The 18,076-nt window shown below is 73.8% G+C and carries 19 protein-coding genes; 9 read left to right on the top strand and 10 right to left on the bottom strand.

Going from position 1 to position 18,076, the window contains the following annotated elements:
* Positions 1-77: 77 nt before the first annotated feature.
* Positions 78-839, bottom strand: coding sequence for a S1 family peptidase (locus tag ACFWJW_RS32325; RefSeq protein WP_387247812.1), 762 nt, complete (start codon positions 837-839; stop codon positions 78-80).
* Positions 840-909: 70 nt separating this feature from the next.
* The gene (locus ACFWJW_RS32330) at positions 910-1,713 is read right to left on the bottom strand and encodes a S1 family peptidase (RefSeq protein WP_387247814.1); all 804 of its coding nucleotides are present in this window, start codon (positions 1,711-1,713) and stop codon (positions 910-912) included.
* Positions 1,714-1,906: 193 nt separating this feature from the next.
* On the opposite strand from ACFWJW_RS32330, the gene ACFWJW_RS32335 reads away from it, so the two are divergent.
* Entirely contained in the window at positions 1,907-2,404 is a 498-nt protein-coding gene (locus ACFWJW_RS32335) for a GNAT family N-acetyltransferase (RefSeq protein WP_387247816.1), read from the top strand.
* A 17-nt stretch (positions 2,405-2,421) separates the two neighbouring features.
* Here ACFWJW_RS32335 and ACFWJW_RS32340 read toward each other — a convergent pair whose 3' ends face one another.
* The gene (locus ACFWJW_RS32340; RefSeq protein ID WP_387247818.1) at positions 2,422-3,342 is read right to left on the bottom strand and encodes a trypsin-like serine peptidase; all 921 of its coding nucleotides are present in this window, start codon (positions 3,340-3,342) and stop codon (positions 2,422-2,424) included.
* Positions 3,343-3,682: 340 nt separating this feature from the next.
* Between ACFWJW_RS32340 and ACFWJW_RS32345 the strand changes: the two genes are divergently transcribed.
* Entirely contained in the window at positions 3,683-5,104 is a 1,422-nt protein-coding gene (locus tag ACFWJW_RS32345) for an MFS transporter (RefSeq protein WP_387247820.1), read from the top strand.
* An 85-nt stretch (positions 5,105-5,189) separates the two neighbouring features.
* Here the strand turns inward: ACFWJW_RS32345 and ACFWJW_RS32350 are convergent, their stop codons facing one another.
* The 3 genes from ACFWJW_RS32350 to ACFWJW_RS32360 all read right to left on the bottom strand — a co-directional run bounded on the left by ACFWJW_RS32350 (position 5,190) and on the right by ACFWJW_RS32360 (position 8,394).
* Entirely contained in the window at positions 5,190-5,384 is a 195-nt protein-coding gene (locus ACFWJW_RS32350; RefSeq protein ID WP_387247822.1) for a CsbD family protein, read from the bottom strand.
* 126 nt (positions 5,385-5,510) lie between these two features.
* Positions 5,511-7,529 (bottom strand): helix-turn-helix domain-containing protein, encoded by a 2,019-nt coding sequence (locus ACFWJW_RS32355; RefSeq protein ID WP_387247824.1) that lies wholly within the window; start codon positions 7,527-7,529, stop codon positions 5,511-5,513.
* Positions 7,530-7,599: 70 nt separating this feature from the next.
* Positions 7,600-8,394: a 3-hydroxybutyrate dehydrogenase gene (locus ACFWJW_RS32360; RefSeq protein ID WP_387247826.1), complete on the bottom strand. Its 795-nt coding sequence runs from the start codon at positions 8,392-8,394 to the stop codon at positions 7,600-7,602.
* 283 nt (positions 8,395-8,677) lie between these two features.
* On the opposite strand from ACFWJW_RS32360, the gene ACFWJW_RS32365 reads away from it, so the two are divergent.
* Positions 8,678-9,220, top strand: coding sequence for a hypothetical protein (locus tag ACFWJW_RS32365; protein ID WP_387247828.1), 543 nt, complete (start codon positions 8,678-8,680; stop codon positions 9,218-9,220).
* A gap of 61 nt (positions 9,221-9,281) precedes the next feature.
* Here the strand turns inward: ACFWJW_RS32365 and ACFWJW_RS32370 are convergent, their stop codons facing one another.
* From ACFWJW_RS32370 to ACFWJW_RS32380, 3 genes are all read right to left on the bottom strand, one after another.
* Entirely contained in the window at positions 9,282-9,785 is a 504-nt protein-coding gene (locus ACFWJW_RS32370) for an NUDIX domain-containing protein (protein ID WP_387247830.1), read from the bottom strand.
* A gap of 76 nt (positions 9,786-9,861) precedes the next feature.
* Positions 9,862-10,479 (bottom strand): hypothetical protein, encoded by a 618-nt coding sequence (locus ACFWJW_RS32375; protein WP_387247832.1) that lies wholly within the window; start codon positions 10,477-10,479, stop codon positions 9,862-9,864.
* 94 nt (positions 10,480-10,573) lie between these two features.
* On the bottom strand, positions 10,574-11,422 hold the full coding sequence (locus ACFWJW_RS32380) for a glutamate racemase (protein WP_387247834.1): 849 nt from the start codon (positions 11,420-11,422) through the stop codon (positions 10,574-10,576).
* A gap of 192 nt (positions 11,423-11,614) precedes the next feature.
* Between ACFWJW_RS32380 and ACFWJW_RS32385 the strand changes: the two genes are divergently transcribed.
* Positions 11,615-12,763 carry a glycosyltransferase gene (locus ACFWJW_RS32385; RefSeq protein ID WP_387247885.1) on the top strand — a complete coding sequence of 383 codons (1,149 nt, stop codon included), beginning with the start codon at positions 11,615-11,617 and terminating at the stop codon, positions 12,761-12,763.
* A 21-nt stretch (positions 12,764-12,784) separates the two neighbouring features.
* Here the strand turns inward: ACFWJW_RS32385 and ACFWJW_RS32390 are convergent, their stop codons facing one another.
* Positions 12,785-14,185, bottom strand: coding sequence for a TerD family protein (locus ACFWJW_RS32390; RefSeq protein WP_387247836.1), 1,401 nt, complete (start codon positions 14,183-14,185; stop codon positions 12,785-12,787).
* Between the two features lie 248 nt (positions 14,186-14,433).
* Here ACFWJW_RS32390 and ACFWJW_RS32395 point away from each other — a divergent pair, with 248 nt between their 5' ends.
* The 5 genes from ACFWJW_RS32395 to ACFWJW_RS32415 all read left to right on the top strand — a co-directional run bounded on the left by ACFWJW_RS32395 (position 14,434) and on the right by ACFWJW_RS32415 (position 17,985).
* The gene (locus ACFWJW_RS32395) at positions 14,434-14,886 is read left to right on the top strand and encodes a DUF6643 family protein (RefSeq protein ID WP_387247838.1); all 453 of its coding nucleotides are present in this window, start codon (positions 14,434-14,436) and stop codon (positions 14,884-14,886) included.
* Between the two features lie 47 nt (positions 14,887-14,933).
* Positions 14,934-15,758 carry an MOSC domain-containing protein gene (locus tag ACFWJW_RS32400; RefSeq protein ID WP_387247840.1) on the top strand — a complete coding sequence of 275 codons (825 nt, stop codon included), beginning with the start codon at positions 14,934-14,936 and terminating at the stop codon, positions 15,756-15,758.
* Positions 15,759-15,888: 130 nt separating this feature from the next.
* Positions 15,889-16,779 (top strand): MEDS domain-containing protein, encoded by an 891-nt coding sequence (locus ACFWJW_RS32405; RefSeq protein WP_387247842.1) that lies wholly within the window; start codon positions 15,889-15,891, stop codon positions 16,777-16,779.
* Positions 16,773-17,216, top strand: coding sequence for an ATP-binding protein (locus ACFWJW_RS32410; RefSeq protein WP_387247844.1), 444 nt, complete (start codon positions 16,773-16,775; stop codon positions 17,214-17,216). The genes ACFWJW_RS32405 and ACFWJW_RS32410 overlap by 7 nt, the downstream gene beginning before the upstream one ends.
* 166 nt (positions 17,217-17,382) lie before the next feature.
* Complete coding sequence (locus tag ACFWJW_RS32415; protein WP_387247845.1) at positions 17,383-17,985, top strand: hypothetical protein; 603 nt, start codon at positions 17,383-17,385, stop codon at positions 17,983-17,985.
* Positions 17,986-18,076: the final 91 nt, after the last annotated feature.

The raw sequence follows: 18,076 nt of genomic DNA on the forward strand, positions 1-18,076 counted from the left end.
CCGCTGGTCAGCGCCCGGGCGGACGGAGGGTCGTGCCTGCGGGGCGGCCGGTCACCGCCCCGTTCACCACGCCTCCCTCACCCGAGCTGCTGGGCGATCTCGCGGGAAAAGGCGGCGACCCGGGTGTAGACGCCCGGCGTCGGGGTGGCGGCGTCACTGTTGGCCAGCCAGCTGACGATCCCGATCAGCTTGCCGCCGGCGACGAGCGGGCCGCCGCTGTCGCCCTCGGCATGATGGGCGCCGGTGACCGGATCGTTGGCACAGACGTGCATCGAGGGATCGAAGTCGCCCCCGGGGTTGAGACGTTGGCACGTCCGGTCGGGGAGCACCCGCAGGTTCGCCGCCCTAAGCACGTTCGCCATCCGGTTCTCGTAGTCCAGCAGGCCCCAGCCGTGCACCCGCGCGCGGGTGCCGGGGCGGTACGGCCCGGTATCGGCAGCGGTGGCTATCGGCAGCGGGGTGTACCGCGGCGGCATCGGCTTGTCGAGCGTGAGGACGGCGACGTCGTTCTCCAGATGGCGGCCGAACCGCGGATGGATCCAGACCTTGGTCACCTTGCGCATCCGGCCCTCGTGACGGCGCAGGTCGGTCCGGCCGGCCACCGCCCCCAGATCGGTGGGGGCCTCGTCCACGACGCAATGGGCCGCGGTGACGACCTTCGTCGGAGTGACGAGGGTGCCGCCGCAGAACTGCCCCGAGCGCGGGTAACTGTCGGTCTGCCGCCACAGATTGATCGCGACGGCCCAGGGTGCCGCCGCCGTGCTGGTCCGCTGTCCGCCGACGACGGCCTGGGCGGTGGGGGCCGGCAGCACGGCGAAGCCGGCGCCGACGAGCACCATGAGACCTGCCAGAACCGGCCACCGCGGGTAGCTGCGTCGTGTCGTCCTCCGCATCATCGCTCCCACCCCGCTACCCGGCGATCTTGCTCTGGAGGAGCGCGTAATAGGAGGCCGACTTCACCGCGACACCCGGGTAGAGACGGCTGGTGCAACTGCCGCCGCCACTGATGACACCGACGAGCCGCCCCCGCACCACGACCGGTCCCCCGCTGTCCCCGGCGCACGCACTGACGCCGCCCGCCGGATAGCCGATGCACATCGTGTACGACGAGCGGTACCGACGGGTGCCATACGCCGTGATGCACTGCTCATCGCCCCTGTTGGGGATCAGCGCGGTCTGCAACGGCGGCACCCGGGTGTCGTCGTCACGGCCCGTCGTGGAACCCCACCCCAGCACCCGGTTGGGCGTGCCCTCCTCGTACAGCTTCTGCTGCGCCGGGGTGGCGAGCGGCAGCGTGCGGTACGGCATGGGGGCGTTGAGGGTGAGGACGGCGAGGTCGTGCGCGTAGGTGGCACCGTTCCCTTCGGTGACGGCCTCGGGATGGATCCACAGCTTCGTCACCTTGCGCACGGTGCCCTTACGGGTGTCCCGGAGGTCCTCCCGTCCGCCCACCACACGCACCCCGTCGACGGTGGCCGGGCTCACGCAGTGGGACGCGGTCAGCACCTTGCGCGGCGCGACGAGGGTGCCCGCGCACTCCGGCTCCTTCACGTCCCGCGACGACGTCAGCGCGACGGTCCAGGGATATTTCTTGATCTCGGCCCGGTCTCCTCCGACCACCGCGGCGGCGGGCGGGGCGGCCGACACCACCAGTGCCGCCCCCGCCACGACCGCTCCCGCCCAGACAGCACGGTGTGTTCTCGCCTTGCCCATCAGTCCTCCATTGGCGATAGAACAAAGTCGCCCATGGAGAGGCCGCGATCCGCGACGCGGTTGCCTGCCCCGCCCCACCACTCGCAGTTGGCCGACCTGAGCCCGGACCTCTTGACAGCGTTCCGCCCCGGCCCGTGCGGAGGCGCACAAACTCCCGCGCCCCCCGCGCCGACCGGTTGTAGCCTCAGCCCTTATGAGCTGGCTTCCTGACGACTTCGTCCACCCCGTGCACGTGCCCGTGCCCCACACCACGCTTCACCTGCGGCCGATCCGGGAGGCGGACACCCCGCTCGACTACCCCGCCGTGATGGGCTCCCAGGAGCGCTTGTGGGAGATCTTCGGCCCGGCCTGGGGGTGGCCGAACGAGACGATGACCTATGAGGAGGACCGCATCGACCTGCTGCGGCACGAGAAGGAGATAGCCGCGCACCAGTCGTTCAACTACGCGCTGCTGGACGAGGCGGAGACGGCGATCCTGGGCTGCGTCTATGTCGACCCGCCCGAGCGCACCGGCTCCGACGGAGAGGTCTCCTGGTGGGTGGTGGACGACCTCGTCGGCAGCGAGGCGGAGCGCGCACTCGACGCGCTGGTGCCGCAGTGGATCGCCGCCGACTGGCCCTTCCAGCAGCCCCGTTACCTGGGCCGCGACATCAGCTGGCAGGACTGGCTCGCGCTGCCGCGTACCGCGTAACGCGTCCGAGGCGGTGCCTAGCCGCGCTGGGCCCGGTCGTACACCTTCTTGGCCGTGGCTCCCAGCACTTCGCCCTGCATCTCGGTCGGTGTCAGGGAGTCCAGTGCACTGTTGACCGAGACCAGGGTGCCCTTGCCCGTAGTGGCGTTGAAGTCGGCCAGCCACGGGCCGCCGCTGGAGCCGCCGGTCAGGTCGCAGGGGATGGCCTGTACGCCGTCCTTCTTCGTGGCCGTACCGACACAGTGGAGGAGTTCCTCGCCGCGCTGCGGGCGGGTGGCTGAGTAGCCGAAGGCGGAGATGGTGCCGCCAACGGGGCGGTGGAAGGCGATGTCCTGGCCGCCCACGACGTCGGTGAGCTTGCGGCCCTTTTTGTCGGCGTCGACGACCAGCGTGGACAGGTCGTCGGTGGAGTCGTTCTCCCAGTTGCGCGGGGTGACGGCGGTGCGGACCGCGAACGCGCCGTAGGGCATCGTGCCCTTGTTGTAGGCGGGGACGAACACCATCGCGATGTGGGTGTTGGCGGGAGAGGAGCCCCGGCGCACGCAGTGTGCGGCGGTCATCACGGCGGAGCGGTTGGCGCTCTTGACGGCAGTGGCCGTGCACCAGGTATCGGCGCCGTTCGCGTTGACGAAGAAGAGCCGCCCCACGGTTTTCAGCGCGGTGCCCTTCCACGGCTTGGCCTTCGGCCCGGTCGGACCGAGGTCCACGGACTTCCCCACGGCCTTGATGCGGGCGGGCGTCCAGTAGGCGAGGGCTTCCTGGCGCTCCTTGGCGGTGTACGTCAGGACGGAGACCGGGTCGGCCGGGGCGGCGGGGGCCGGTCCGGCCACGGCCGTCGCCGGGCCCGGGGCAACGAGAACGAGGGCCGTACCGGCCACGGCGAGTCCCATGGCCCGGCCACGAAGGCGGCGGGTCACGGGAGTGGATGTCTCGGACACAGCAGATGTCTCCTCGGCTGATACAGGCAGCGGACCGGGACTGTCAGTCCGCTCTACAAGAGGGGGCAACCCGGCTGTTCGGTTGCATTGTTGACGATCCGTGTCATATCGCTGGAGGGGTGTGGCGGCAGGCCGGAGGTGACACTCCGCAGAGGCGGCCGGACGACGCACCACCTCGTTCAGGGCCCGGTCGTGGCGGACGGCGCGCCCGCGGCACATGGTGCCCGCCCGCACCGTCCGGGCCCGAAGTGTGGCGCCCCGCCACATGTGCGCCTGGCCTGCGCGTTCCTACGGTGTGGCGACACGAAACGTCTTCGCCCCTCGTCAGGAAGTGGTGCCGATGTCCTCCCCCGCGACCGCTACCCCACCACCGCCCACCCAGCTCAAACGCATCGTCGCCGCCAGCCTGATCGGCACGACCGTCGAGTGGTACGACTTCTTTCTCTATGGGTCCGCTGCCGCGCTGGTGTTCAACAAGCTGTTCTTCCCCGGGTCGGATCCGCTGGTCGGGACGTTGCTGTCGTTTCTGACGTATGCGGTGGGCTTCGCGGCGCGGCCGATCGGGGCGTTGGTGTTCGGGCATTACGGGGACCGGCTCGGGCGCAAGAAATTGCTGGTGGTCAGTCTGTTGCTGATGGGGGGTGCGACGTGTGCGATCGGGTTGCTGCCGACCCACGCGACGGTGGGCACGGCGGCGCCGGTGTTGCTGACCGCGCTGCGGCTGGTGCAGGGGTTCGCGCTGGGCGGGGAGTGGGGCGGGGCGGTGCTGCTGGTGTCGGAGCACGGGGACGCCCGGCGGCGGGGGTTCTGGGCGTCATGGCCGCAAACCGGCGCTCCTGCGGGGCAGTTGCTGGCCACCGGGGTGCTGTCGGTGATGACGGCGGTGGTGTCGGATGCGGCGTTCGTGTCCTGGGGGTGGCGGGTGCCGTTCCTGCTCTCGGGTGTGCTGGTGGTCGTGGGGCTGTGGGTGCGGCTCTCGGTGGATGAATCGCCGGTGTTCCAGGCCGCGTTGGCGCAGGCTGAGGCCCGGCGGGCGGAGGGGGCCGCGGTGGAGAAGATGCCGCTGGTGGCGGTGCTCAGGCACCACTGGCGGGATGTGCTGATCGCGATGGGGGCGCGGATGGCCGAGAACATCTCGTACTACGTGATCACGGCCTTTGTGCTCGTGTACGCGACCTCGCACACCGCGCTGTCGCAGCAGACCGCGCTGAACGCCGTATTGATCGCCTCGGCGCTGCACTTCGCGGTGATCCCCGCCTGGGGCGCGCTCTCGGACCGGATCGGGCGCCGGCCGGTCTATCTGCTGGGCGCGGCCGGCGTCGGCGGCTGGGCGTTCCCGTTCTTCGCGCTGGCCGACGGCGGCCGGTTCGGGACGCTGCTGCTCGCGGTGAGCGTCGGGCTGGTCTTCCACGGGGCGATGTACGCGCCGCAGGCGGCCTTCTTCGCGGAGCTGTTCGCGACCCGGATGCGGTACTCGGGCGCCTCGATCGGTGCCCAGTTCTCCTCGGTCGCGGCCGGCGCGCCCGCCCCGTTGATCGCGACCGCGCTGCTCGCCGACTACGACAGCCCGACGCCGATCGCGCTGTACGTCATCGCCGCCGCGCTGCTGACACTGGTCGCGGTGGGCGTGGCGCGGGAGACCCGCAGCCGGGATCTGGCCGCGGTGGACGGGGCGGCGCCCGTCGGGGGCCGGACGGCCGGGCCTGGTACGGCCGGTCCGGACGGCGGGGCATCGTCGGCCGTACCGTCCGGAGGGGCCTGAGAAACCTGATGTGCGGCGGGGGCGTGGCGGGCCCGGGGACGCTCCGGGAGACGGGGCAGCAGGTCCGCCACGCCCCCGCCGGGCGTCAGGAGCGGCTCCTGCCCTTCATGGAGTCCTTCACCCCGCGGGCGTTCTCCTTGGCGTCGCTCATCGCGCCCTTGGCCCTGCCCTTGGCCTCGTCCGCGCGGCCCTCGCCCTTCAGCCGCTCGTCGCCCATGATCTTGCCGGCCTTCTGCTTGGCCTTGCCCTTCATCTTGTCCATGGCGCCCTTGTCAGCCATTTCGCACTCCTCTGTCGGTGGGGGGAAAGCTTCGGCACCACGCTGCCGCAGGTCGCGACGGCGCGCACCCGGAGGCGGCCATCGGTACGGACCGCGTGTGGGCCCGCCGCGTCCCCTCGCTCCCTGCTACGCGCCGGTATCGCCCACCACGGCGGAGGAGAGCTGGTGCAGCCGCAGCGCCAGCTGGATCTCCAGGGCGCGCGCCGGGGTCTGCCAGTCGGGTCCCAGCAGCCGGCTCACCCGGTCCAGGCGCTGCGCCACGGTGTTGACATGCACGTGCAGCGCCTCCTTGGTGCGGGCCGGGCTCATCCCGCAGTCGAAGTAGGCGCCGAGGGTGCGCAGCAGTTCCGTACCGCGCCGGGCGTCGTACTCGGTGACCGCGCCGAGCGTGCGGTGGACGAAGCCGTGCACATCGCGGGTGTCGGCGAGCAGCAGACCGAGGAAGCCGAAGTCGGCGGCGGCCGCACCCTGGCCGGCCCGGCCCAGCACCCGCAGCGCCTCCCGGCACCGTCCGGCCTCCGCGTAGGCGACCGCGACCCCCGCGGGGCGGGTGGCGGGGGCCGGGACCGGAGCCGAGGCGCCGACCGTGACGGGCAGGTGCAGCGCGGCACCGAGCCGGGCCGCGGTCTCGCGGGCGGCGTGCGCCGGGTCGCCGCCGGGGTCGAGCGGCAGCAGCAGCACGGCGCCGCCGTCCCGTATAGCGGCCAGGCCCCGGCGGGTGGCGGCGAGATGGGAGGCCGCCGACCAGAGCCGGCGGCGGTCGGCGCCGTGGGAGGGGGCGTCGTCGTCCCCGCCGCCGGGCCCGTCGGTCCGGGCGGCCAGGACGACATGCGGCGCGTCCAGGTCGGCGCCGACGCGGGCCGCGCGTTCACGGAGCAGCCGGGGGTCGCGGTCCGCGGCGTTCAGCAAATCGTCCAACAGCTCGCCGCGCACCCGCTGTTCGGCCTCGCCGGCGGTCCGCCGGGCGAGCAGGAGCAGCGAGGTGACCACGGCGGCCCGTTCCAGGGTCCGCTGGTCGACCGGGTCGAGGGCCGGATGGCCGCGCAGCACGAGGGCGCCCAGGACCTCGCCGCCCGCCCCGACCGCCGCGACCCAGTCCGCGCCGTCCCGTACGGCGTGCCCGTCGGCGCGCGAGCGGTCCAGGGCCTCGGCCGGTGCCGCGGCGGGCTCGGTGAACTCGACCTCGCCGTCCAGCACTTCCGCCACCGCCCCGGCGACGTCCTGGACCCCGCCGCCGCGCAGCACCAGTTCGGTCAGCCGGTCATGGACGTCCGAGGCGCGCTCGATAACCGCGCTGCGGTCGCGGATGATCTCGTTCGCGGCCTCCAGTTCGGTGAGCGTCTTACGGGTCTCGGCAAGGAGGTTGGCGGTGTCGATGGCGACGGCGGCATGGGCCGCGTGGGCGGCGAGCAGCGCGATCTGGCCGTGCTCGAAGACCCGCGCACGCCGGTCCGCGGCGAACAGCACCCCGATCACGCCGCTGCCGAGCATCAACGGCACCCCGAGGATCGCCACCAGCCCCTCGTCCCGGACGCCCGAGTCGATGGTGCGGGTGTGCCGGAACCGCTCGTCGTGGAAGTAGCTGTCGGTGACGTACGGGCGGGCGGTCTGCGCGACCAGCCCGCCCAGCCCCTCGCCCATCCCGAGCCGCAGCTGCTGGAACCGCGCCGAGACCGAGCCGTCGGTGACCCGCATATAGGTGTCACCGGCGGACGGGTCGTGCAGGGTGAGGTAGGCGACCTCGGTGCCCAGCAGGGAGCGGGCCCGGCGGACGATCGCGCGCAGCACCGCGTCGAGGTCCCGCAGCCCGGCCAGGTCGTGCGCGGTGGCGTAGAGCGCGGACAGCTCGGCCTCCCGCCGCCGGCGGTCCTCCAGTTCGGCGCGCACCCGCAGCGCGCGCAGCTTGGCCCGCTCCAGTGCGGCGAGCCGGCCCGCGGACGCGCCCCCGGCGCGGGCGCGCAGCACCGGGCGCTCGTACTCCTCGGCCGCGGCGCCGGTGGCCAGCAGACCGAGGAAGGGTGCCTCGGCCGGGTCGTGGCCGTCTTCGCCGGGCGGGGCGCCTTCCGGTGCGTACGGAACGGGCGCCGCCCGCGGGGTGTTCACGGGCTCGGGGCCCGGCGCGGGCGCCGGCTGTTCGGTGGGCATGGTCACAGGGATACCTCCGGGTCGTCGCGGTGCGCCAGCCTCCGCCGCCCGGATACCGCGCAGCGGCCGCTCAGTGCGCGGTCCAGCCCCCGTCCAGGGCGAGCGAGGTGCCCGTCACGAAGGACGCCTCGGGGGTGCAGAGATAGGCGACGGCCTCGGCGACCTCTGCCGGTTCGACCAGCCGCTTGAGGGCGGAGTCGGCGAGCAGGATGTCGGCCAGGACGCGTTCCTCGGGGATGCCGTGCGCGGCGGCCTGGTCGGCGAGCTGCCGTTGGACCAGTGGCGTACGGACATAGCCGGGATTGACGCAGTTGCTGGTGACGCCGTGCGGGGCGCCCTCCAGCGCTGCGGTCTTGGACAGCCCTTCCAGACCGTGCTTCGCCGCGACATACGCCGACTTGAAGGGGGACGCCCGCAGGCCGTGCACGGACGAGATGTTGATGACCCGGCCCCAGCCCCGCGCGTACATATGGGGCAGCGCGCCCCGCAGCAGCCGGAAGGGCGCCTCCAGCATCACGGTCAGGACCTGGTGGAAGACCTCGGGCGGGAACTCCTCGATGGGCCGGACGAGCTGGAGGCCCGCGTTGTTGACGAGCAGATCGGTGCCGGCCGCGATCCGCTCGGCGGCGTCCAGATCGGTCAGGTCCAGCGGGCACGCCTCGATCCGGCCACGGGCGCCGTTCGGGTGGTCCGTCACCAGGCGGGCCAGGCCGTCGGTGTCCCGGTCGACCGCACGCACCCTGGCGCCGGCCGCCGCCAGCCGCAGCGCGCAGGCGCGTCCGATGCCACCGGCCGCGCCGGTGACGAGAGCGGTACGGCCGTCGAGATCGAGGGATACCGGGCCTGGGGTGCCGATCGCGGTCATGTCCGCACCCTAGGCAGCGGGCGGTCCGGCACCGATGTGGCCCGGCACCACAGTTGGGGGCCCGGGTGTGGTGTGGGCACCTGCCGGGCACCACCGGTGGACCCCGCCGCCCGGTTACCCGGCGTCCGGCGATTCCCCGGCGCGGGGCCGGCCACGCCACAGGCCACGGCGCGTGCAGGTCACCCGAACGGCCGTCCCGTATCGCCCGGCGCCCGGCGGGCTCCTAAGGTCTGTGCGGTGGGGGGCATGCCGTCTGCGCACCGCCGCCACCAGGGAGGCCGACATGCGGAGACTCATCGCCGTACCGACGGTGCTGCTCGCGCTGGCCGCCGCGGGCTGCGGGGACGCGGACGGCCAGGACACGACGGCCGCGGCCTCCCCCACCGGCACCGGGCCGGACCGTACCCCGGGCGGTGGGGCGGGCTCCGCTTCCCCGACCGTGCCCGGCCAGCCGGTGAACTGCGGTGAACTCCCCGACGCACTGGGCCCGGAAGGCGACGTCACGCTCTTCGCCGACCCCGGGGCCGGCGGCACCGTGGGCTGCGGAGAGGCCCGCGCGGTGATGTCCGAGTTCTTTCTGCGGGCGCCGCGGGACGCCCGCGACGACCGGGCCACGCTCTCCGTACGCGGCTGGATCTGCCGGTACGAGAGCGGCCCCACCGGCACCTGGATCACCACCTGCCGCAAGGCCGAGCGGGAGATGCACACGGAGGAGCCGCCCGGCGCGCACACCGACGAGCCCGGTTCCCCGGACGAGTCGGAGCTGCCGCCGCTTCCCGACGAGCCGTCCGACCCGATGGACGAACCGTCGACGGAGGAGCTGTAGCCCGGCGCCGACGACCGTTGCGCCACCCCAACGGCCTGAACCCGAGGCGGCCGCCGGGGGCTCAGGCTTCCGGGTGCCCGCCCGGCGGCTCCTCCCCCATCCCCTGAAACCACGTCGGCCCGGCCTCCTGCGCCCGCTTGATCCGGGTCAGTGCGTACTCCTCGAGCTCCGGCAGGGCGTCCACGTCGAACCAGCCCACCTCCAGCGACTCGTCGTCATTGACCCGCGCCTCACCGCCGACCGCCCGGCAGCGCAGCGTCACGTCCATGAACTGGCAGACATCGCCATTGGGGTAGCGGGTGGGCGGCATGGTCTCGACGAGGACGATGCCCTCGGGGACGACCCGTACGGCGGTCTCCTCGTAGACCTCCCGCACCGCGGTCTCGGCGGGCTGCTCGCCGGGCTCGGGGATGCCCCCGATCACCGACCAGCCGCCGGTGTCGACCCGCCTGCCCAGCAGGACCCGGCCCTGATCGTCGAAGACGACCGCGCTCACCCCGGGCAGCCAGAGCAGCTGCCGGCCGATGGAGTTCCGGAGGTCACGGATGAAGTCGGGGGTTGCCATGGTCCCGACCCTACGGGACGTCCCGGGCCCGCCCCGCCCGGAGTACGCGCGCCGGGCACGCCCGCCGGCGCGGCGCTCAGGTGCCCGCCGGGGTCCCCTCGCGCGGCCGGAGCCGGCCCCGGATCGCCCGGACGGCGCCCTCGGCATCGTCGACGGTGACGGTGAAGGTCATCCCGTCGCCCAGCCGGAGGATCACGCCCTCACCCCGGCGGACGACCACGGCGGTGCCCTGCTCGGGGCGCCAGCGGTAGCCCCAGCCGCCCCAGTGGCGGGGCGTGACCTGGGGGGTGAAATCGGCGCCGACGACGGTGTCGAGCGGAATCCGCCGGCGTGGCACCCCTATATGGCCGCACCGCACTTCCAGGGCTTCCTTGTCGACGCGTACCGCGACATGGACGAAGGCGAGCGTGCCGAAGAGGACCAGCAGACCGGCCGCGACACAGCCCACCACCGACATCACCAGGGGCGCCCGCCCCGAGGTCCAGTTGCTCTCGACGGCGAGCAGGATGCCCAGCGCCAGACAGGCCGCGCCGATCGCGGCCAGCAGCCACTGGATGCGGTTGGTGGCGCTGCCGTGCCAGACCTCGGGGATCTCGGCATGGGAGCCGCCGCCGGGTCGCGCTGCGCTGTCGTTGCCGTCGGTGCTGCCGTGGTTACCGGGGGCTGCTGCCCCCTCGTGGGGGTGGTCCCTCATGAAACGCAGCGTACGCGTCTTCGCACCCCGTGGCAGTGCGTCGGACGGCCCCATTCCGGCTCGGGTTGCGAGACGGGAGACGCCATGGGTGACGTCAGCGGCGGACCGCCGCGGCTGCTCCGTCGGGCTCGGGAGCGGCCGGCAGCACGCCGTCCGGCGCGAGGTCCGTGCCGCTCCGGGCGAGCAGCCGGCCCTCGGCGTAGGTGAGCGCCGCGGCCGGCAGTCCGGCGGGGCGGCCGCTGAGGATCACGCTGAGGCCACCGGTCGGGGCGGCCGCCGGGGCCGGTTCGGCACCGATACGGCGCAGGGCCTGGGCGGCGACCGCCTCGGCGGAGCCGTGCAGGACGAGCGCGGGCGCGCCGGGCCGCTGGAGGGCGGCCCGGATGCGTTCGGCGACCAGCTCGTAGTGGGTGCAGCCCAGGACGACGGTCCGTACGTCCCGTGGGGTGAGATGGGCGGCGGCCTCGATGGCGTCGTCGATCGCGGCCTCGTCGGCGACCTGGACCGCGTGGGCGAGCCCCGGGCAGGGCACCCCGGTGATCTCCAGCCCGCGCCCGAACCGGTCGATCAGATCCCGCTGGTAGGGGCTGCCGGTGGTGGCGGGGGTCGCCCAGATGGCGACGGGGCCGCCGCCGGCCGCGGCGGGCTTGATCGCCGGGACGGTGCCGATGACCGGGATCTGCGGTTCCAGTTCGGCGCGGAGGGCGGGCAGCGCGTGCACGGACGCGGTGTTGCAGGCGACGATCAGGGCGTCGGGGCGGTGCGCGGCCGCCGCGCGGGCCACGGCCAGCGCATGGGCGGTGACATCGTCGGGGGTACGGGGCCCCCACGGCATCCCGTCGGGGTCGGAGGAGAGGACCAGATCGGCGTCCGGCCGCAGTCGCCGCATGGCGGCGGCCGCCGCGAGCAGCCCGGTCCCGGAGTCCATCAGCGCGATCTTCACCCGGACACTTTACTCAGCCGCCCGTCCGGCTTGTCATACCGGGCGGCGCGGCCGGGCGCACCTGGTGACCGCCGAGCCCGGCCGCTGCCGTCCCCTTCCGCCCCGTTCCTCCCGTTCTCCCCGTCCTCCCGACACCGTGTCGCGCGCCGGTGTGTGCCGGGTGCGGTGCGGCAGACTGCGGCCGTGGGAGCGATGGAGTGGATCGGTGCCGGGTCCCTGCTGGCCTGGGTGTGGCTGCTGCTGGGGCAGGGCTTCTTCTGGCGGACGGACGTACGGCTGCCGGACCGCCGGGATCCGGAGCGCTGGCCGTCGGTCGGCGTGGTGGTCCCGGCGCGGGACGAGGCCGCGGTGCTGCCGGACAGCCTGCCGTCGCTGCTCGGGCAGAAGTACCCGGGCCGGGCGGAGGTGTTCCTGGTGGACGACGGCAGTACGGACGGGACCGGCGCGCTGGCCCGGCGCCTGGCGGCCGCGCGGGGCGGGCTGCCGCTGACGGTGTCCTCGCCCGGCGAGCCCGAGCCGGGATGGACGGGGAAGCTGTGGGCCGTACGGCACGGGATGGCGCTGGCGCGGGAGCGGGTCGCACCGGAGTATCTGCTGCTGACCGACGCGGATATCGCGCACGAGCCGGACAGTCTGCGGGAGTTGGTGGCGGCGGCCCGGTCGGCGGAGCTGGACCTGGTCTCCCAGATGGCGCGGCTGCGGGTGGTGACGTTCTGGGAGCGGCTGATCGTGCCGGCGTTCGTCTACTTCTTCGGGCAGCTCTACCCCTTCCGCCGGGTCAACCGGCCCGGGGCGCGGACCGCGGCCGCGGCCGGGGGCTGTGTGCTGCTGCGGCGGGAGGCCGCGGAGCGGGCGGGCGTCCCGGAGGCGATCCGGCATGCGGTGATCGACGATGTGACGCTGGCGCGGGCGGTCAAGCGCGGCGACGGGCGGATCTGGCTGGGGCTGGCGGACCGGGTGGACAGCGTGCGGCCGTATCCGCGGCCGGGCGCGCTGTGGCGGATGGTCTCGCGCAGCGCGTACGCCCAACTGCGGCACCGGCCCCTGCTGCTGCTCGGCACGGTGCTGGGTCTGGCGCTGGTCTATCTGGTGCCGCCCGTCGCGCTGGTGGCCGGACTGGCCGGCGGCGGTCCGGTGCTCGCGGCGCTGGGCGGGGCCGCCTGGGCGGTGATGAGCGGGACCTATCTGCCGATGCTGCGCTACTACGGACAGCCGCTGTGGGCGGCGCCGCTGCTGCCCTTCACCGCACTGCTCTATCTGCTGATGACGGTGGACTCGGCGGTGCAGCACTACCGGGGACGCGGCGCGGCCTGGAAGGGCCGGACGTATCCGGCGCCCTGAGCGGCGCCCCCGGTGCCGCCGTCACTTACGGGCCGGTGACCAGTCCAGGCCCCAGCCGTAGGCGTGGTCGACGGTGCGCTGCGGGCTGACTCCGGGCTCGGGGACGAGGTAGCGGGCCTCGCGCTGGACGACGAGTTCGCTGCCGGTGTTGGTGATCAGCGCCAGCGCGCAGACGTTGGAGGGCACCGTGCAGGCGTCGAGTGTGAAGTCGACCGGGGCGCCGTGCTGGGGCTGGAGGGTGACGGTCGCGTTCAGCCCCTCGAAGCTGCGGGCGCCGGCGTAGACGGTGACGAAGATCAGGATGCGCTTGATGCGGTCCTGGTGGTCGAGGTTGATGGTCATGTTCTCACCGGCCGCGACGCCGCCGGTGCGGTCGTCGCCGTCGAGCTGGATGTACGGCGGGGCGTGCAGCGCGCCGAAGTTGTTGCCCAGCGGGTGGACCACGCCCGCGGCGCCGTCGGTGAGTTGGTAGAGCGCGCACAGGTCGAGGTCGAGCTCCCCGGAGGGCAGCAGCGCGCCGCGGGCGCCCATGGCCTCCATCGCCTTGCGGCCGAGCTTCTTGCCCAGCCGCTTGCCCGCCGAACCGGCGCTCCAGTTGAGGTTCACCCGCATCGCGCCGGAGGTGCCGCCCTGCTTCGTCAGGGAGACGGCCGGGGCATCCTTCGTGAGGGTGACCTTCGTCAGACGCACGGGCGGGGGCGCGGGTGCGGGCGCGGGCTGCCCCGGCGGTGGGATGGACGCGGCCGGCTGCCCCGTGGGCGGGGCGGGAGCGGTCGGCGGCGCCATGGGGGGCGCGGGTGCCGGGGGCGGCGGCGCCATCGGTGGCGCGGGCGCCATGGCCGGGGGCGCGGCGGGCGGCGGAGCGGGCGCGGCGGATGCCGGGGCCGGGGGCGCCGCCGGTTCCTCGACGCTGATGCCGAAGTCGGTGGCCAGGCCCGCCAGCCCGGTGGCGTACCCCTGACCCACCGCACGGAACTTCCAGCCGCCCTGGCGCCGGTAGAGCTCGCCGAGGACGAAGGCGGTCTCGGTGCCGGCGTCCTGGCTGTCGAAGCGGGCGAGTTCGGCGCCGCCGGCGGCGTCCAGCACCCGGATGTACAGCCCCGGGACGCTGCCGAAGCCGCCGCCGTCGGCGGAGGCGGCGAGCACCACCGTGTCGACGGCGGGTTCGACGGCGGCCAGATCCACGGCGAGGGAGTCGGTCATCGCGCCGCCGGCCGGACGCTTGCCTTCGTGGCGTACGGCGCCGGAGGCGTGCGCGGCCTGGTTGTAGAAGACGAAGTCGCCGTCGTCGCGGACCTTTCCGGACACCAGCAGCAGGGCGGAGGCGTCCACGTCCGGTGTCCCCGGGGCCGTCCGCCAGCCCAGTTCGACCCGGACCGCCGGGACCGGAACCGGAACATTGCTGCCCTTGAGCATCGACATCGCCGCGCCTTCCTCATCGTCCGTCGTGCCCCGTCGGTGGTGGCACCCCCCAACCTACTTGTCCCCCACCACTCCGAACGCCCCTTGTTCACCTGCGAGAAGCGAGGTCTTTACACGATCCCTACGGGCGATCGCGACCGATTTCCACAAGTTCGCTCACATTGGTGCTCCATGACCACTCCGAACACGTGAAACAACCCGCTTTCCAGACTCCCCAATCGGCACATCGTGGGCTTAACTTATGAGGCATGACCTCCCCCCGCTCTACCTACGGCGGCGGCTACTACGCTTCGCCCTCCTTCCCGGACACCCCGATCTACGACAGCCTCGTCGCAGAGCGCGGTACGCCGCAGATCGCCCCGATCCGGGTGAACCCCTCTCCTTATGAGACGGGTTCGTCCTATTTGCCGGCGCTGCCCTCGGCGCTGCCGGCACTCCCGGCCGCGCCCTCCCACCCCTCGCCCGCGCAGGGTTACCCGGGAGCGGCCGCACATCCGGTCGCCCCGCTCCAGCAGGCGCCGGCGCCGTACATCCCGCAGCAGGCGGGTTCCCGCGGCTACCCGTCCCCGCAACAGCAGCAGCCCCAGCGCCCGCCCATGGGCACGGGGTACGAGGCGATGCGCCCGGCCGCACCGGTCGCGCCGCGCCCCGCCTCGCCCTACGACGATCCGTACGGCCGCCAGTACCCGCGCGGGTACTGACCTGGCCCATCGGTCAACTGTCCGAGGCGGCTGGCAGGATGGCAGGCATGCCGAAGCCTGCGCTCCAGTCGATCCATCTCTACCCGGTCAAATCCATTGCGGGGTCCGGTCCCGGCGAGGCGGTCGTGGAGCCGTGGGGGCTCGCCGGGGACCGACGCTGGCTGCTGGTGGACGCCGAGGGCAGGCAGCTCACGCAACGACAGCAGCCGACGCTGGCGTTGGCGCGCGCCGAGGTGCTGCCGGGCGGTGCCCTCGGGCTCACCGCGCCCGGGAGGGAGCCGCTGACGGTCGCGGTGCCCGGGTCCGGGGAGACGGCCCCGGTCGAGGTCTGGAAGGACGAGGTCGAGGCGGTGCCCGCGGGCCCGGAGGCGGCCGAGTGGTTCCGCGGGTATCTGGGCGTCGAGTGCCGGCTGGTGTATCTCGACGCCCCGGAGCAGCGGCGGCGCATCGACCCGGCGTACTCCGCGCCCGGCGACACGGTCAGCTTCGCCGACGGCTTCCCGCTGCTGCTGACCACCACCTCCTCGCTGGACGCCCTCAACTCGCTCATCGCGCAGGGCGACCACGCCGACGAGGGGCCGCTGCCCATGAACCGTTTCCGGCCCAATGTCGTGGTGGACGGCACCGCGCCCTGGGCGGAGGACGACTGGCGCCGGATCCGGATCGGCGAGGTGGACTTCGAGGTGGCCAAGCCCAGCGCACGCTGCGTGGTCACGACAACCGACCAGCGCTCCGCCGAGCGCGGCAAGGAACCGCTGCGGACGCTCGCCCACCACCGCCGCTTCGGTGACCGGTTGGTCTTCGGCCAGAATCTGATACCCCGTGGGACCGGCACGATCCGCGTCGGCGACCCGTTCGAGATACTCGGCTGACGGGCCGGCGCGCGCCCCGCGCCGTGGGGGCTCCGGCCGCCGGCGGAGCCCCCGCCCGGTGACCACCCGTCCGCGGTGTGCGCCCGGCGGCGCCGACGGAGCGGCCGGCGGACGACGGAGAGCTGGGCCGATGGCTGCGAGGGACACCGGATGCGACCGTCTGCGTCCCGTCCAGCAGCTGCGCCCCGGGGACCACGCCTTTGTGAGTTACGGCGATGACGAGGTGCGCTGGGAGGTCGTCACGGCGTTCGTACGGCTCGGGCTGGCGCGCGGCGAGAAGGTGCTGGTCCTGCCCTCCCCCGCGGTGCCGGAGGACGAGGTGCTGGCCAGGATCGACTTCCCCGGCCGCAGCACGGTCCGGGCGCGCGAGCGCGGCCAGTTGGTGGTGAGCAGCATGCGCGAGGTGATCGGGCCGGACCGGGAGTTCAGCGCCGTACGCCAGATGAACCGGCTGCACGCGGAGACCGACCGGGCGACGGCCGAGGGCCACACGGGCCTGCGGGCCTTCATCGACATGGGCTGGGTGCGCGCGCTCGGCGCGGACGTGGCGATGATGGCGGCCCGGGAGACCGGCGCGCAGGCCCTCTTCAGCGGCCGCCCGTACACCGAGATCTGTGCCTACGACCGCCGCGGTTTCGACCGCACGGTGCTCACCGCCATGGAACGGGCCCATCCCTGCGCGCTCCTGGAGCGGCTGGGCGGTCTGCGGTCGGCCCGCGGCCCGGACGGCGCGCTGTGCCTCATCGGCGAGGCGGACGCCGCGCGGCGGCCCGCGGTCGGCAGCGCGCTGGAGCTCGCGCTGGCACGGACCGCTCCGGCCCGGCGGCTCACCGTCGATCTGACCCGGCTGCACTTCCTGTCGGCCGGCTGCGCGGTCGGCCTGCTCCTGCTGGCCCGGGACGCCGCGGGCCATGAACGGATCGAGGTGCGCTGCGACCACGGGCAGCGCCGGCTGCTGCGCCGGCTGGGTGCCGGGACGGTGCCCCGGCTGGTCCTGACGGAGGTGGTGCGCGCGTGGTGAGCTCCGGTCCGGCCGAGGTGCCGGCGGAGGAGTCCGGCCACCTGCTGCTGGAGCGGCGTTTCACCGCCCGGCTGCTGCCACAACTACGGCTGCTGGTCGAGGAGTGCGCGGCCCGGGAGGGCCTGGGTGAGCCACGGCGCGGCGAGTTCGTGCTGGCGGTGGACGAGATCGCGGGCAACGCCGTGGAGCATGCGGGCGGCTCGGGGCGGCTGGTGCTGCGGCGGGTCGGCGAGGAGCTGGAGTGCCGGATCAGCGATGCGGGGCCCGGCTTCAGCGAGGAGGTGATCCCCGAGCTGCTGCCCGGACTGGACGGCGCGCCAAAGGGGCGCGGGCTGTGGCTGGCGCGCCTGGTGGCGGACCGGTTCGCGGTGACGGGCGGGGCACCGGGGACGGGCCCACCGGGCGCCGTGGTCACGGTAGCCGTACGGCTGCGCTGACCAGGCAGGAGGCCGGGCCCGGCGGGCCTGGGCCGAGGGGGGCCGGGGCCCCGTTCCGTACGTCCGGATGTTGCTTTTTGTACGCGGTGATGTTGCTCTCTCTTCGCAGAACTCTCGCGTGGACCACCCCTGATGCGGTATTCACGGACACGGAGAGGGGGCAACGATGCGAGCGATGAGAGGCGTATGGCGCTGGCGGCGCAACCCGCTGCGGCGCCGGACCGATCGGATCGAGGCATGGGTGGCGCTCGTCGCGGCCCTCCTGATCGCCCTCGGGGCGAGCTCCGCGGGCTGGCTCACCGGGCGGGCCGCGCAGGGCGCACTGCTGGAGACCGTACGGCTACAGCACCAGCAGCGGCATCTGACGTGGGTCACGGTCGACCGGCTGCTCTCCCGGGCCCCGCTCGACCCCGATCCGGAGACCTCCTCGCAGCGCGATGCGCACCGCCGGGTCCTCGCCCGCTGGACGGCCCGGGACGGCAGCGCACATATCGGGCAGCTCGCCGCGCCCCGTCCGGTGGAGACCGGTGAGCGGTTCCGGATCTGGACGGACGACCGGGGCCGGGTGGTGCCGCGGCCGATGGACGCGAGTACGGCGGCCACCCATGCGGTGCTGGCCGGGCTGGGCACCACGGCCGGGGTCGCCATGATGATCGAGGGTGCCCGGCGGATGGTCGTCTGGCAGCTGATGGTGCGTCGTTTCCGCCGCTGGGACCAGGAGTGGAAGCGGGCCGGCCAGGACTGGGGCCGGGCCGACGCGGGCAGTTGAGCGGCCGCCTTCCGAGGCGGGCCGACCGTGTCAACTGCCGCCCGCCGGGCGCGCTACGGTGGTGGCGCCAGCCTCTCGGCTGGGGCCTCGC

Source organism: Streptomyces sp. NPDC127097 (assembly GCF_042724075.1).
In the GTDB taxonomy this organism is placed as follows: domain Bacteria; phylum Actinomycetota; class Actinomycetes; order Streptomycetales; family Streptomycetaceae; genus Streptomyces.